Raw genomic sequence first — 13377 nt, 5'->3', positions numbered from 1 at the left:
CGCTCCCGCCGTAACGTTCTCCATGGCCGGGTCGTCGCTCGCCGCCCTCGAACCCCGCCCACGCCTCGTCGACTGGTCGATCCTCGCCTGCGTCCTCGTCGAGGCGGTCACCGGTATCGTCTCGCTCGGTGCCGGCGCGGCCGCCCAGTGGCCGCTCTTCTGGGTCCACCGCGTCGTCGGGCTCACGCTCTTCGTCCTGCTCTTGTTCAAACTTCGAAGAGTGAAGCCAAGGCTCCGACGCGGCCGATGGGACCGCGCGACCCCGCTGTCGGTGCTCACGGCCGTCGTCGCCCTCGCCGCGCTCGCGACCGGTGTGGCGTGGGTGCTCGGTGTCGACGTCGACGTCGGCTTCTGGACGCTCCTCAACGTCCACATCGGCCTGGGCCTCCTCTTGGTGCCGCTCGTCGTGCTCCACCTCCGTGCTCGCTACCGCCCCGTCCGCCGCGTCGACTTCGAGGGGCGGCGCACCGCGCTGCAGTACGGCGCGCTCCTCGTCGGTGGGGCGCTCGTTGCTCGCTCGCAGGAGTTGGTGAATCGCGTCGCCGGGACCGAGGGCGAGCGACGCCGGTTCACGGGGTCGAAGCCGGTCGACGGCGAGGGGTTCCCGGTCACCTCGTGGGTCGCCGACGACCCCGACCCGGTCGACCTCGACGCGTGGCGGCTGCGGGTCGACGGCCTCGTCGAATCGCCGCTCACGCTCTCGGACGAGACACTCGACACACGAGACGAACGGCGCGCGCTCTTGGACTGTACGAGCGGGTGGTACACCGTCGAAGACTGGCGCGGGGTCTCGCTCGGAACCGTGCTTGACGATGCCGGTATCGACGGGGACGCGCGGTGGGTGACGGTCCACTCGGTGACGGGCTACCGCTGGAGTTTTCCGCTCGCGGAGGCGCGGGACTTTCTCCTCGCGACCCACGTCGGGGGCGAACGGCTCTCTCACGGCCACGGCTTCCCGCTTCGACTCGTCGCCCCGCAGCGGCGGGGGTTCCAGTGGGTCAAGTGGGTCACGCGAATCGAGCTTCGAAGGAGACGCGACGCCTCGCAATACCTCGCGACGCTCGTCAGCGGTGTGACGTAGTGTCGCCGTTCACGGGTCGCCTCTCACCGTTCGCCGTTCGTCTCGGCCGGCGCCTCCGCCCGCGAGTCGAGCGTCCCGCCTCGGATGGCGGATTCGGCCGCCTCGAGCGCCGTCGCCGGCTCGAACCCGTCGACGATGGCCTGGAGTTCCTCCCGTGACCGCCCGGAGAGGTCGCGCGCGTGCCCCGTGATGTTCGGCAGCGCCCGGACGATGTTGTCGACGATGGGGACCGCTGCCGTTCGCGCCGACCGCGAGAGGGGGTTGAGGTCGACGACGAGTTCCGTCTTCCCGACGGCGGCGAGCGCCTCCGCGCGGTCGCCGTCTTCGAGCGGCACGAGCACCACGTCCGCGTCGCCGATACCGTCGGCGTCGACGACCGCGCGCTTGTGGTCGAGACCGGGGATGCGCGCGTCGCCCGCGAGCCCTTTCACGTCTTCTGCCCCGTGCTCGCGCAGGTGCTCGACGATGGCTCGCATCCGCTCGTCGGTGCGATTGAACAGGTTCACCTCGATGTCGGCGTCGACCACCTCGGCCAGCGCCACCACGTCCTCCGGGACCAGCGCGGCGACGTTGCCGTTCACCGAGATGACGGGATGGCGCGCCAAGTGGAGGTGGGCGGCCGCCGCCCGCGCCGCGTCGTCGGCGGTGGGGAGCGTCCGCTCGCCGAGCAGGTAGTCGAACGCCTCGCCGCGTCCCTCGGCGATGAGTCCCTGCTTCGAGGTGATGCCCTTCTCGACGCCCTCTTCGATTCGGTGTCGTGTCCGCAGTGAGAGATAACGGGGGTGTGACTCCGGCAACTCCGATAGCTCCGCGTCGCTCATGCTCGTCAGAGGTGGCTCAGAGGGTAAAAATCGGCCGCCTTCGCGCTCGGCTCCCACACGCCCGCTCACAGCCGCTCGAGGTGTGCACCCGACGGGTAGGTCTCACAGACGTGCGGGTCGTACCCCGCGTCAGAGAGCCCCGTCCCGAGAGCGAACACCGACCGCCCGAGCATCGCCATCGCCGCCTCGCCACCGGCGTCGTCGACGGCCGCGATGGCCGTCTCCACCTCGGGGACGAGCAGTCCCGCCTCGCGCGCGAAGCGACGCGACAACTGGAGTAAGTGTGGGAGCGTCGGCCGCTCACACAGTTCGCCGAGCGCGCGCTCGCCCGCACGGCTGAGTCGGCTGGTGTCACCCTCGATGACCTCGGCCGTCGACAACTCGCCGAACGTCACGTACTCGACGCGCGAACTCGTCGGGACACCGTCGAGGACACCGTGGCCCGGCGCACCCGGTTCGATTCGGATGGGGACGCCGCCGCGCGCCTGCGAGACGACGTCGCCGAGGCCCGTTCCCGACTCGACCTCGGCGACGTGTGCCAGCCTGACCAGGTCGTTCTCGGAGCGCTCGCCGTCGAACACCGTGTTGCTCGCAAAGGCCGTCCCCAGCGCGGCCGCGCCGGAGACACCGAAGCCCGACCCGACCGGCAGTTCGCTCTCGATGGTGACGCGAGCGGAGACACCGAAGGCGTCGAGGACGTGTTCCACTGGAGCCATCCCGACGCGCTCCCCATCGAGGTCGACGCGCGTCGTCTGGGAGGGTGTAACCCGTACGCTGACCCCGTCCGAGAGCGTCAGGCCACCCCCCCGCGACCCGGTCGTCACCGGGTCGTCGGTCCGGTGGGCACTGAAGAACCCGGTGACGTGCCCGGGAACGAACGCAGTCGCCGTCGACTCTTCCGTCATCTACTGTGACATACCCCGCGAACCCCGTATAACGCTTCAGATTTCCTCGCCCGCGTGCGTTACTCACACATCCGCGCGCGCGCACGCCTCCTCCCTCCACCACCGCTCTCACGAGTGGCTCTCGAAACTGATGCTCGGGCCGATAGGTTAAGATACTCGCTCACCCTCGAATACGATGTCGTCTGCCCGCGAGGATGGGACGACGCCCCGGTCTCAACCACCGACACCCCTACCCGCGTTTTCCGAGGCTCGACTGGCGAGTCGTGACTCGAGGTCTCCTCAGAGGCACGCTTATCTGTGTATCCATTGTAATACCACGTATACATGCCCTCGATCAGTGCTCGAATACCGGACGACGAGCGAGAGGCGCTCGATGAAGTCGCTGACCTCCTCGGAGAAGACCGGAGTACGACGATTCGGAAAGCACTCCGTGAAGGACTCCACGACCTCCGGGTTCGTGTCGCCGTCGAACGCTACCAGTCCGGCGAGGTCTCGGTGAACCAGGCGGCACGTATCGCCGGTGTCGGTCTCGGTGAGTGGCTCGAAATCGCTCGGGAGCGGAACCTGACGTCGCAGTTGACGCCTGAGGATTTGGAGTCGGATGTCGACGCAGCACGTGACCTCTGATGGATATCTACGTCGACGCGACGACGCTCATCGCGCTCGGGCAGGTGGGTGAGCTGGAGCTGTTGACGGTGTTTGACGGTGGCGTCTCCATTCTAGGTGGTGTTCGATACGAGGTCACGACCGAACCCGCGCAATCAAATCTAGAACGGCTTCTCTCATCAGACAAACGCCTCGTACAGCGTGCTCACGGCCAGTACGTCAGTAAAGCACAGGACGTGTTGGGCGAACCCGAAGAGACTGGAGACGTGTGGATTCTCGCTGCTGTCCTCTCGCACCGTGATTCCAACGAACCGGTCGCCGTGGTCTCCGACGATCGCCGCGTCCGAACCGTCGCCCGTGGACTCGGGGCGACTGTCACGGGGACGATTGGTGTCGTCGTCCGCAACGTCGCTGACGGCGAGCTCACTGTCGAGGAAGCAAAAGCCCTCGTCCGCCGTCTCGACAGCCACGGCCTCCACATGACTGGTGAACTCCGCGAGAAGGCGGACGAGCTAATCGACGAAGCGGCCGAAGCGAGTGAGGAGTAAGCGTGGTTCGTCCTCCGGGCTCAGGCGCTGTCTATCACGTGGGAACACCGTCACTTCGCTTCGCTCGTGACGAGCACCCGCTCGCCGAACAGCGACGTCGCCTTACAGCGACAGTCGCTGCCGGTCTCGCGGGAACAGGGTGCAATCGGAGATTCCACGAGCACCCACGGGACCGCCAGCGTCTGAGTCCGTAGGACGAAGGCGTCAGGTCCCGTGGGAACCGGGTCGGACTCGCGTTGCTCGTCCGACTGGCCCCCGCGCTCGGACAGGACTTTGCCCTACGGGCTCAGGCGTTGTCGGTCGCGTGGGAACAACACACCCTCACGGATGTTCGGCAGTCCCAGCATCGTCATGACGAGACGCTCGGCACCGAGGCCCCAGCCGGCGTGCGGGGGCATGCCGTATTTGAACATCTTGGTGTAGTACTCGAACGCCTCGGGGTCGAGGCCCTGCTGTTCGAAGCCCTCGACGAGGCGGTCGTAGCGGTGTTCACGCTGCCCGCCCGAGACGAGCTCCATCCGCGGGTGCATCATGTCGAACCCCGTCGACAGCTGCTCGTCGTCGTCGTGGTCCTTGATGTAGAACGGCTTGATCTCCGAGGGCCAGTCGGTGATGAAATAATGAGAACCGACGTCCTCGCCGAGCGCCTTCTCGCCCTCGGTCGGGAGGTCGTCGCCCCACACCAACTGCTCGTCGAGTTCGCCCGTCGCGTTGATGCGCTCGATGGCCTCCTCGTAGGAGATACGGGGGAAGCTCTCGTCGGGGACGTCGAACTCCTCGTGGAGGTCGAGCGCTTCTAACTCGGCCTGACAGTTCTCGGCGACGCCCTCGTAGGCGGCGCGGACGACCGTCTCACAGGCGTCCATCGCCTCGGTGTAGTCGGCGAAGGCCGACTCGAAGTCGATGGAGGTCGCCTCGTTGAGGTGCCGGGGCGTGTTGTGCTCCTCGGCGCGGAAGATGGGACCGACCTCGAACACGCGCTCCAGTCCGGAGCCGACCATCAGCTGCTTGAACAGCTGCGGCGACTGGTTCATGAACGCCTCGCGGCCGAAGTACGTGATGGGGAACAGCTCCGTGCCGCCCTCGGTGCCCGTGGCGACGATCTTCGGCGTGTTGATTTCCGTACACCCGAGCGAGCGGAACGCCTCGCGAACCGAGCGGAGGATCTCGGCGCGGATCTCGAAGATGGCCTTGACCTCCTCCTTTCGGAGGTCGAGCGTCCGGTTGTCCAGCCGCGTCGAGAGTTCGGCGTCGACCTTGCCGGAGGGGTCCAGCGGAAGCTGGGGGTCGGCCTCGGCGAGCACCTCGACCGACTCGGGGGTGACTTCGACGCCCGTCGGCGCGCGCGGCTCCGCTTCGACGTCGCCGGTGACGACGATGACGCTCTCGCGGTGGACGCCCAGCCCGGTCTCGACGAGGTCGTCGTCCATCTCCTCTTTCTCGAACTTGACCTGAATCTTCCCGGTGGTGTCCCGGAGGATGAGGAAGGCGATTCCGCCGAGGTCCCGAATCTCGTGGACCCAGCCGGCGACCGTGACCGTGTCGCCGGGTTCGGCGTCGGCCGTGTAGGTTCGGTCCTGCATATCCCTTGATTCCGGTGGCCCGGTCTTAAACGCCGTCATTCCGTCCCGCGCCACCTCGGCCACTCCCGGCCGTCGTGTCCGGGTCGGTGGGGCCGCTCACGCGGCGGACGGGCCGTACGCCGTCGCGACCAGCCCGCGCAGGGCGACGGCGACCTCCTCGACCCGGTCGACGTCGAGGTCCTCCGCCGTGAGGAGGAGGCCGTGCGCGCCGACGATAACCCGGCAGACGAACCCGTCGCTGAACACTCGGACCGTGAACTCGTAATCGCCGAGTGCCGGGTCGCTCCCGGCCCCCGCGGCGTGGGGCTCGTACCGTTCGTACGGGGTGAACCCGACGCGTTCGCGCTCGACGAGGTTCGCTTTCACCTCCAGGGCCCGCCGACGGTCGTCGCCGTAGAGGTCCTTCCGGAGGTAGAGCAACTCCGAGTCGTCGCGGGTGAAGTGGATGACGCTTCGGAGCGCGTCACCGACGGCGGTCCGACAGATGGCGATGATTTCGACCTCCGTCGGCGAGTGGTCCGCGCTGGTCGCGTCGACGGGGAGTGGTGGCTGGACGGCCGGTTCGGTGGGTGTGGATTCGGTCAGACGGCCCATACATCCACCGATGGGCGCGAGAAGGCATAACGATTGCCTCTATTTTAACAATTCGTGAATTTATACGAGCTCAAAGAACAAAACGTTCTACTCGTTCGCGTGTGCGTCCTTCACACCCTCGACCGTCTCGCGGACGGCGTCACAGCCCTCGTCGTGGAGCAGGTCGCCGACGACGATGGTGTCGGCGTTCTTGCCCATCTCGTACGCCGAGTCGTAGTCGTGGATTCCGCCCCCGTAAAAGAGAGTGGCGTCGTCCAGGATGTCCCGCGCGGCGGCGACCTTCTCGGTGTCGCCGAACGTCCCCGAGTACTCGATGTAGACGATGTCCTGGCCGAACATCTTCTCGGCCACCCGTGCGTAGGAGGCGACGTCCTCGGCGGACTGGTCGCAGTCGGCGTCGGTGTACTCGGCGACGGCGGAGTCGGGGTTGAGCACGATGTACGCCTCGGTGTGGGTCCGCTCCCAGTCGAGGCCGTCGGCGATACGGACCCACTCTTTGTGTGCACCCGTCACCCAGAAGACGTCGCCGGCGTTGAACACCGTCGGAATGAGGTAGCCGTCGAGCGCCCCGGAGTCGATGACGACGCCCGGGTTCGACGGCTCCTGATAGAGGGGCACGCCGTACTCGGCGCAGGCGTCTATCACCGCACTCATGTTGTTCTTGGTCATCCCGGTCGTTCCACCGATCTCGATGGCGTCCGTTCCCGTCTGGCAGACGTCCGCGAACGTCTCGTCGCCGACGAGGTCCTTGTCGGGGTCCACCTTCAGAATGTGGTCCCACGATTCCCACGGGCCGGTCATTGATTTCCTCTCGATGGGGGACCACCAAAAAGAGCGCGGATTCGGTGAGTTGGACGGTCCTGCCCCCCTCTCATCCGTCGAACAGTAGACATATACCGCCGAGGAGGTGACTGCTTACCAATGCCCTCCAGGCGACAGCTCCTCGGTGGTGCAGCGCTTGCCGTCGGCGGCGTCGGTTCTTACGCGCTCGGCAGCGGTCTCGGCGGCTTCGAGCCGTACTACGACGGTGAGGAGGACCCGGACACGACGTGGTGGCCGCAACCGGCGTTCGACCGCATCGGCTCGTGTTACAACCCACGGCCCGTCGGTCCCCGACACAGCGTCACCGAGCGCTGGGCGATCGAGATTCCCGGGCCGTCGGCTCGACCAGTGGTCGTCGACGGCCGTGCGTACCTCCCGACGGCCGAGGCACTGCTCGTCGTCGACGCCGCCACCGGCGACGAACTGTGGCGCGCGGACGGCGGCGACCCACCGATGTGGCCGCGGTCGGTGGCCGTCCACGACGGAACCGTCTTCCTCACGCAGGTCGACGACCCGGCGCTGTTCGCACTCGATGCCGAGACCGGTGAGGAACGCTGGACGTTCTCCGCCTCCGAGTACGGCCTGCGACCGCTTCTGGTCGACCCCGAGCGGCCGACGCTGTTCACGGGTGACGGTGGCGGGACGGTGTACGCTCTCGACCCCGACACGGGAGCGGTCCGGTGGGAGCGGCGCGTCTTCGGCACCGTCTCGGCGCTCGTCCAGAGCATCCCTGACCTCGTCGTCGGCACCGACGCCGGAGACGTGTACGGGCTGTATCCGAGCGACGGCCGCGGGCGCTGGCGACACGGCGTCTCCGGTCCCGTCGACGCGCTCGCCACCACGAACGGTCGCGGCGCGTTCGTCAGCACGTTCGGCGGGCCGACGGTGGAACTCGACGGCGGCCGGGGTGGGGAACCGGTCTGGTCGGCGGACGCCTGGACGAGCGACTCGTTCGTCGTCGCCGGCCGGAACCTCTTCGTCGCCGGTCACCGTCTCGTCGATTTGGACGTCCGCGGTGGCGACCGTCAGTGGACGGGCGGCGAGACGGCCCAGTGTGGGCCGGCAGCGGCCGGCGACACGGTGTACGCGGCCTCGGAGGAGCGACTCACCGCCTACGCCATCCGTGGCGGCGTCGGCATCGGCGGGTTCAGAGTCGACGCTCGCCGATGGTCACACCCCGTCGAGGGACGCCCCGAACAGGGCCTCGCGGTCGCCGACGGGGCCGTGTTCGTGCTCACCGAAGGTGGTGGGAACGACACGCGGTCGATGGCGTACGCGCTCGAAGCCGAAACAGCGTGAACCGCCTCGCTTATCTGTAGACGCGTCAGTCCGCGTTCGCCTGCCACTGTCGGATGCGGTCCGCACCGACCCCGTCGACCCGCGCCGCGACCTCGTCGGCGTCGGCGCTCTTCAGCGACTCGACGTCGGTGATCTCGGCCATCTTCAGCTTCTCCGCGGTCTTCTCGCCGATACCGTCGATGGTCTCCAGCTCCGACCCGTTCTGTCGCGCCTGGTACTCCCGGTAGTTGCAGATGGGACAGCCGAGTTCCCACGGCTCGCGGTCCGAATCCGGATAGACGATGTGGAGCTCGGGGAGTCCGTGTTCCTCACAGTGGTCGTCGGTCACCTCGATCTCCCCCCGTCTGGGCAGGGGCAGCGAGTACTCACAGTCGGGATAGCGCGTACAGCCGACGAGCCGAGACCCGTTGCGGAGGCGTTTGATCGCCAGTTCTCCACCGTGTTCGTCCCCACAGTCGGGACAGGTGCCGATGACGAGGTCTTCTTCTTCTTCCGCCTCGTCGGCTTTACACTGCGGGCAGCCGTGGACGAACGTCTTCCGTCCGGCGAGCATCTTCACCTCGTGCAGGCCGTGTTCCTCACACTCATCTTCGAGGATGAGCGGCCGGCCCGTCGAGGGGAGCGGAAGCGTGTACGTGCAGTCGGGGTAGCCGTTACAGCCGACGAAGTACGAGCCGTGTCTCGACTTCCTCACGAGGAGGTCGTCACCGCACTCGGGGCAGGGACCGAGCGTCTTGTCCGCCTTCATCGACTTCTGGAGGTGGTCGCCGAGCGCCTCGCGGTTCTCCATCAGCCCCTCGAAGACGTGTCTGAGGTACTCGCGGGACTCCTCGGTCACGTCGTCGAGGGTCGCATCCCCCTCGGCGATCGCGGCCATGTCGTGTTCGAGCTGGGCGGTCATCTCCTCCGACACGATGAGGTCGGCGAACTCCTCTGACGCCTCGACGACCGCCCGCGCCAGCCGTGTCGGTCGCGGCGGGTCGCTCTCGATGTAGCCGCGGTCGTAGAGCTTCTGGATGACGTCGTGGCGGGTCGCCTTGGTGCCGATGCCCATCTTCTCCATCGTCTCGATGAGCCGCGACTGGCCGTATCGTCTCGGCGGTTGGGTCTGCTTCTCCTCTAATCTGAGGTTCGACACCGCGAGTTCCTCGCCCTCTTCGACGTCCGGGACGATGTTCTCCGAGGAGTTGTAGTAGGGGTAGACGTCGTGGTAGCCGGGTTCGACCAGCCGCTTGCCGTTGGCCTTCAGCGACTCGCCGCCGACCTCGGCGACGACCCGGAGGTGCTCCCACACCGCCGGCGGGGCGACGGTGGCGAAGAAGCGCCGCACGACGAGTTCGTACACCTCCCACTCGTCGTCGGAGAGCTGAGAGGGTGAGGGGAGCTCGCCGGTGGGGTGAATCGGCGGGTGGTCCGTCGTCTCCTCGTCGCCCGCGGTCGGTTCGATCTCCTCCTGGTCGAGAAGCGACTGTGCGTCGTCGGCGAACGCCGAGGCCGAGAACGCCTCCAGCAACTCGCGCGGGTCGAGGTCCTCGGGGTAGACGGTGTTGTCCGTCCGCGGGTAGGTGACGTAGCCGGCGGTGTAGAGGTCCTCGGCGATGCTCATCGCGCGCTGGGCGGAGTAGCCGATGCTGCCGGCGGCGCGGATGAACTGCGTAGTGTTGAACGGTGCCGGGGGCGTGTCCGTCCGGGTCCGACGCTTGACGTCCGTGACGACGGCCGACTGCGCGGAGGCGAGCGCCATGTGTGCCGTCTCCGCGGCGGTCTGGTCCCAGACGCGCTCGGCCTCGGTCCCGTCGTCGTCGATGTAGAAGTACTGCGCCTCGAACTTCTCCGCGCTGTCGCCGTCGGCTCCCGCGGTCGTCAGGTCGGCGTACAGCTCCCAGTAGTCCTCGGGGTCGAACGCGTCGATCTCGCGCTCGCGGTCGACGATGAGCTTCAGCGTGGGGCCCTGCACCCGCCCGACGGAGATGAAGTCCTCGCCCAACTGCCGCGCGGAGAGAGAGAGAAAACGCGTCAGCGCCGCGCCCCACACGAGATCGATTATCTGTCGCGCCTCGCCGGCGGCGGCGAGGTCGAAGTCGAGGTCGTCGGGGTTCGCGAACGCCTCTTTCACCTCCCGGTCGGTGATCGAGGAGAAGCGGACGCGGTTGACGGGCACGTCCTCGTTCACCTCACGGACGAGTTCGTACGCTTCCTTGCCGATGAGTTCGCCCTCGCGGTCGTAGTCCGTCGCGATGACGACGCTCCCCGCCTTCCGTGCGAGTCGCCTGACGGCGCGGACGATGTTCTCCTGTGTGGGTCGCTTCTCGACGCTCGCGTCGATGAGTTCGACGGGCTCGACGTCACGCCAGTCGGCGTACTCGCGGGGGAAGTCCACGCCGACGACGTGTCCCGACAGGCCGACGACGCGCTTGCCGCCCCACGTGTAGACGTTCACGCCGTTCATCCGCTCGGTCTCGGCGGTCCCGCCGCTCAGGATGTCCGCGATTCGCCTCGCGGCGTTGTCTTTCTCGGTGACGATCAACTCGGGGCCGCTGGTCATTGCCCTCCGGTATGCGTAGCGAGTGGGTAAAGCTTTCGCGGGAGAAAAACGCACGACTGCGGCGGGACAAAGCGTATGGGCGTGACGCGCCCGAGCGTGAGGGCGACGGGTCACGCTCGGGCGCGTGCTGCGGAAGGGTTATTGTCAATGAAGTATAACGTAATCGCTATGGCTCACGCACCAGAGCGAGTCGAACAGTACGTCTGTCTGAACTGTCAGGTGACGTACGCCGGGTCGGTGACGAGCGAGGACGGCGAACACCACTTCGACCCGCCGGACGACTGCCCCGTCTGTGGCGACCCCGAGTTCGTCACGATGGAGTCGTACGTCCACCACGCGGCCGAACAGTCGGCGTAACCGGCCGTCGCGGTTCGTTTCTCGTCTTCGACTCGTCTCACTCCGGTGAGACCGGGCCGAAGGGTCTGGCACCTCGGTCCGACGCAGGGGCGTCGGCAGTCACTCCAACCGCTCGCGCAGGAGTTGGTTGACGGTGCCGGGGTCGGCGCTCCCCTTCGACTTCTGCATGACTTGCCCGACGAGGAAGTTGAGCGCACCACCCTCGCCGTTCTCGTAGTCGGCGACGGCGTCGGGGTTCTCCTCGACGGCCTCCTCGACGAAGGTCTCTATCGTCGCCTCGTCGGTCTTGCCGAGCCCCTCCGCCTCGACGACCTCGTCGGGCGCGGTCCCCTCGTCGAGCATCGTCCGCAACACGGTCTCGCGGGCGTTTTTCGCCGTGATCTCCTCGGTGGCGACGAGTTCGACGAGTCGTTCGACCTCGTCCAGCCGGTCCGAGACGTCGGTAATGTGCATGTCTCGGTAGTTCAGTTCCCCGAGCAGGGTGTCGGCGACCCACGTCGCCGCGAGGTCGGGGTCGAACGTCTCCGCGAGGTGCTCGTAGAAGTCCGCCACCTCCTTCGTGGAGGTGAGTTTGGAGGCGGACTCGGCGTCGAGTCCGTACGCCGACTGGAAGCGGTCGCGTCGGGCGTCGGGGAGTTCGGGGATGGCAATCTCGTCGCGCCAGTGGGCGACGCGGAGGGCGGGCAGGTCGGCCTCGCGGAAGTAGCGGTAGTCCTTCTCCTCTTCCTTCGAGCGCATCGACACCGTGATGCCCCTCGATTCGTCCCAGTGACGGGTCTCCTGTTCGACGCTTCGGCCGCGCTTGATGGCGTTTTTCTGCCGGGTCACCTCGTACGCCAGCGCCTTCTCCGCACCCTTGTGCGAGGAGATGTTCTTCACCTCCGTCCGGTTGGCCGCTTCGAGCGTCTCCGTGGCGATGGCGCCGTCGTCGTCGACCTCCTCGGCGGGCACCATCGAGATGTTCGCGTCGACGCGCAGGGAGCCGTCCCGACTCGCGTCGAACACGCCCAGATACTCCAGCACCTCTTCGAGTTTGGCGAGGAAGGCACGCGTCTCCTGCGGCGAGCGGAAGTCGGGGCGAGTGACGATCTCCATGAGCGGCGTTCCCGCCCGGTTGTAGTCGACGAGCGTGTAGTCCGCGCGGTCGACACTCACCGTTCGGTTCTCGAGGGGCCGGGTTCCGTCGCGGACGTGCCGGAGGCTCCCGGGGTCCTCCTCGAGGTGGGCGCGCTCGATGCCGATCTCCCGCGTGTCGCCCTCGACGGACACCTCCAGGTGACCGTCGGCGCAGATGGGCGCGTCGTACTGGGTGATCTGGAAGTTCTTCGGCAGGTCGGGGTAGTAGTAGTTCTTCCGGTGGAACGTGGTCTCTGCGACCACGTCGGCCGAGAGCGCCTTGCCGACCTTCACCGCGGACTCGACGGCGGCTTCGTTCAGCACGGGCAGTGCGCCCGGCAGGCCGAGACACACCGGGCAGGTCCGCGTGTTCGGTTCCTCTCCGTTCACGGACTCGGTCGAACACCCACAGAAGACCTTCGTGTCGGTCTCGAGTTGGACGTGGACCTCGAGCCCGATGACGCACGCGAGTTCGCGCCCTTCGAGCGCCTGAGCAGTCATTGAACGCGGTTCGACGTCGGCGGGCTAAAGACTAACGGGACGGTCGGGGGCGGCCCGCGCCGGCGCGTCTCGCCGCCGCCGTGGCTGTCACAACTGATATCCGGAGCGGCTGTGGCCCCCATTGTCATCCGTCTGTCTGACGCATCTTTATGCAAACGCCACGAGGGCTAGTGAGCATGAGTAATCGGGTGGAGGAACTCGAACGGAAAGCGTCGGAACTCCAGGCAGCGGTCAACGGCCTCACGGAGGAACTCGTCGAGACCAAAGAGCGGGTCCGCCAACTCGAAGAGGCCGTCGAGGTCGACGACCCCGCGGTCCGGGCGAAGCCACGGTCCGAACCGGAACCGGAGGCCGAGACCACAGCCGACACCACCGAGTCCGACGCCGACGCCGAGACCGAGTCCGAGTCCGAGTCCGAGTCCGACGCCGACGACGAGCCCGAACAGCGCTTCGTCGACGCCGACGCCCACGAGAAGACGCTCGAGAACAGCGTCGGCCCCGAGGGCAACACCGACGAAGAGGCTAAGTCCGAGGAGGCGAACGAAGAGGAAACGGAGTCCGAGTCCGACGGCAGCGACATCATCGTCGCGTAAGCTCGC

General features: G+C 67.1%; 13 protein-coding genes. 6 read left to right on the top strand and 7 right to left on the bottom strand.

What is annotated here, in order from left to right:
* Positions 1-22 precede the first annotated feature (22 nt).
* On the top strand, positions 23-1081 hold the full coding sequence (locus E6N53_RS12410) for a molybdopterin-dependent oxidoreductase (protein WP_142859739.1): 1059 nt from the start codon (positions 23-25) through the stop codon (positions 1079-1081).
* Between the two features lie 23 nt (positions 1082-1104).
* On the opposite strand, the gene E6N53_RS12405 is transcribed toward E6N53_RS12410, so the two are convergent.
* Together E6N53_RS12405 and E6N53_RS12400 are read right to left on the bottom strand one after the other, a co-directional pair.
* Positions 1105-1902 carry a 4-phosphopantoate--beta-alanine ligase gene (locus E6N53_RS12405; RefSeq protein WP_142859737.1) on the bottom strand — a complete coding sequence of 266 codons (798 nt, stop codon included), beginning with the start codon at positions 1900-1902 and terminating at the stop codon, positions 1105-1107.
* A 65-nt stretch (positions 1903-1967) separates the two neighbouring features.
* A complete protein-coding gene (locus E6N53_RS12400; RefSeq protein WP_142859735.1) occupies positions 1968-2807 on the bottom strand; it encodes a pantoate kinase in 840 nt (279 codons plus the stop codon).
* A 324-nt stretch (positions 2808-3131) separates the two neighbouring features.
* On the opposite strand from E6N53_RS12400, the gene E6N53_RS12395 reads away from it, so the two are divergent.
* Entirely contained in the window at positions 3132-3434 is a 303-nt protein-coding gene (locus E6N53_RS12395; RefSeq protein WP_142859733.1) for a UPF0175 family protein, read from the top strand.
* Entirely contained in the window at positions 3434-3961 is a 528-nt protein-coding gene (locus E6N53_RS12390; protein WP_236642349.1) for a PIN domain-containing protein, read from the top strand. Before E6N53_RS12395 ends, E6N53_RS12390 begins: the two co-directional genes overlap by 1 nt.
* A gap of 278 nt (positions 3962-4239) precedes the next feature.
* Here the strand turns inward: E6N53_RS12390 and aspS are convergent, their stop codons facing one another.
* From aspS to E6N53_RS12375, 3 genes are all read right to left on the bottom strand, one after another.
* The gene (gene aspS / locus E6N53_RS12385) at positions 4240-5544 is read right to left on the bottom strand and encodes an aspartate--tRNA(Asn) ligase (protein ID WP_142859729.1); all 1305 of its coding nucleotides are present in this window, start codon (positions 5542-5544) and stop codon (positions 4240-4242) included.
* Positions 5545-5640: 96 nt separating this feature from the next.
* Positions 5641-6138, bottom strand: a complete 498-nt coding sequence (locus E6N53_RS12380) for a DUF7522 family protein (RefSeq protein ID WP_236639759.1) — start codon at positions 6136-6138, stop codon at positions 5641-5643.
* 87 nt (positions 6139-6225) lie between these two features.
* Positions 6226-6939, bottom strand: a complete 714-nt coding sequence (locus E6N53_RS12375) for a phosphoglycerol geranylgeranyltransferase (protein WP_136592112.1) — start codon at positions 6937-6939, stop codon at positions 6226-6228.
* Positions 6940-7059: 120 nt separating this feature from the next.
* Here E6N53_RS12375 and E6N53_RS12370 point away from each other — a divergent pair, with 120 nt between their 5' ends.
* Positions 7060-8259 carry a PQQ-binding-like beta-propeller repeat protein gene (locus tag E6N53_RS12370; protein WP_142859727.1) on the top strand — a complete coding sequence of 400 codons (1200 nt, stop codon included), beginning with the start codon at positions 7060-7062 and terminating at the stop codon, positions 8257-8259.
* Between the two features lie 25 nt (positions 8260-8284).
* Here E6N53_RS12370 and E6N53_RS12365 read toward each other — a convergent pair whose 3' ends face one another.
* A complete protein-coding gene (locus E6N53_RS12365) occupies positions 8285-10804 on the bottom strand; it encodes a DNA topoisomerase I (protein WP_142859725.1) in 2520 nt (839 codons plus the stop codon).
* A 168-nt stretch (positions 10805-10972) separates the two neighbouring features.
* On the opposite strand from E6N53_RS12365, the gene E6N53_RS12360 reads away from it, so the two are divergent.
* Positions 10973-11161 carry a hypothetical protein gene (locus tag E6N53_RS12360; RefSeq protein WP_142859723.1) on the top strand — a complete coding sequence of 63 codons (189 nt, stop codon included), beginning with the start codon at positions 10973-10975 and terminating at the stop codon, positions 11159-11161.
* A 99-nt stretch (positions 11162-11260) separates the two neighbouring features.
* Here E6N53_RS12360 and gatB read toward each other — a convergent pair whose 3' ends face one another.
* Positions 11261-12778, bottom strand: coding sequence for an Asp-tRNA(Asn)/Glu-tRNA(Gln) amidotransferase subunit GatB (gatB, locus tag E6N53_RS12355; protein ID WP_142859721.1), 1518 nt, complete (start codon positions 12776-12778; stop codon positions 11261-11263).
* A 176-nt stretch (positions 12779-12954) separates the two neighbouring features.
* Here gatB and E6N53_RS12350 point away from each other — a divergent pair, with 176 nt between their 5' ends.
* Complete coding sequence (locus tag E6N53_RS12350) at positions 12955-13371, top strand: DUF7518 family protein (RefSeq protein WP_142859719.1); 417 nt, start codon at positions 12955-12957, stop codon at positions 13369-13371.
* Positions 13372-13377 lie beyond the last annotated feature (6 nt).

Source organism: Salinigranum halophilum (assembly GCF_007004735.1).
GTDB lineage: Archaea > Halobacteriota > Halobacteria > Halobacteriales > Haloferacaceae > Salinigranum > Salinigranum halophilum.
Note: the sequence above shows the minus strand (reverse complement) of the source record. Positions and strands in the feature narration are given on the sequence as shown.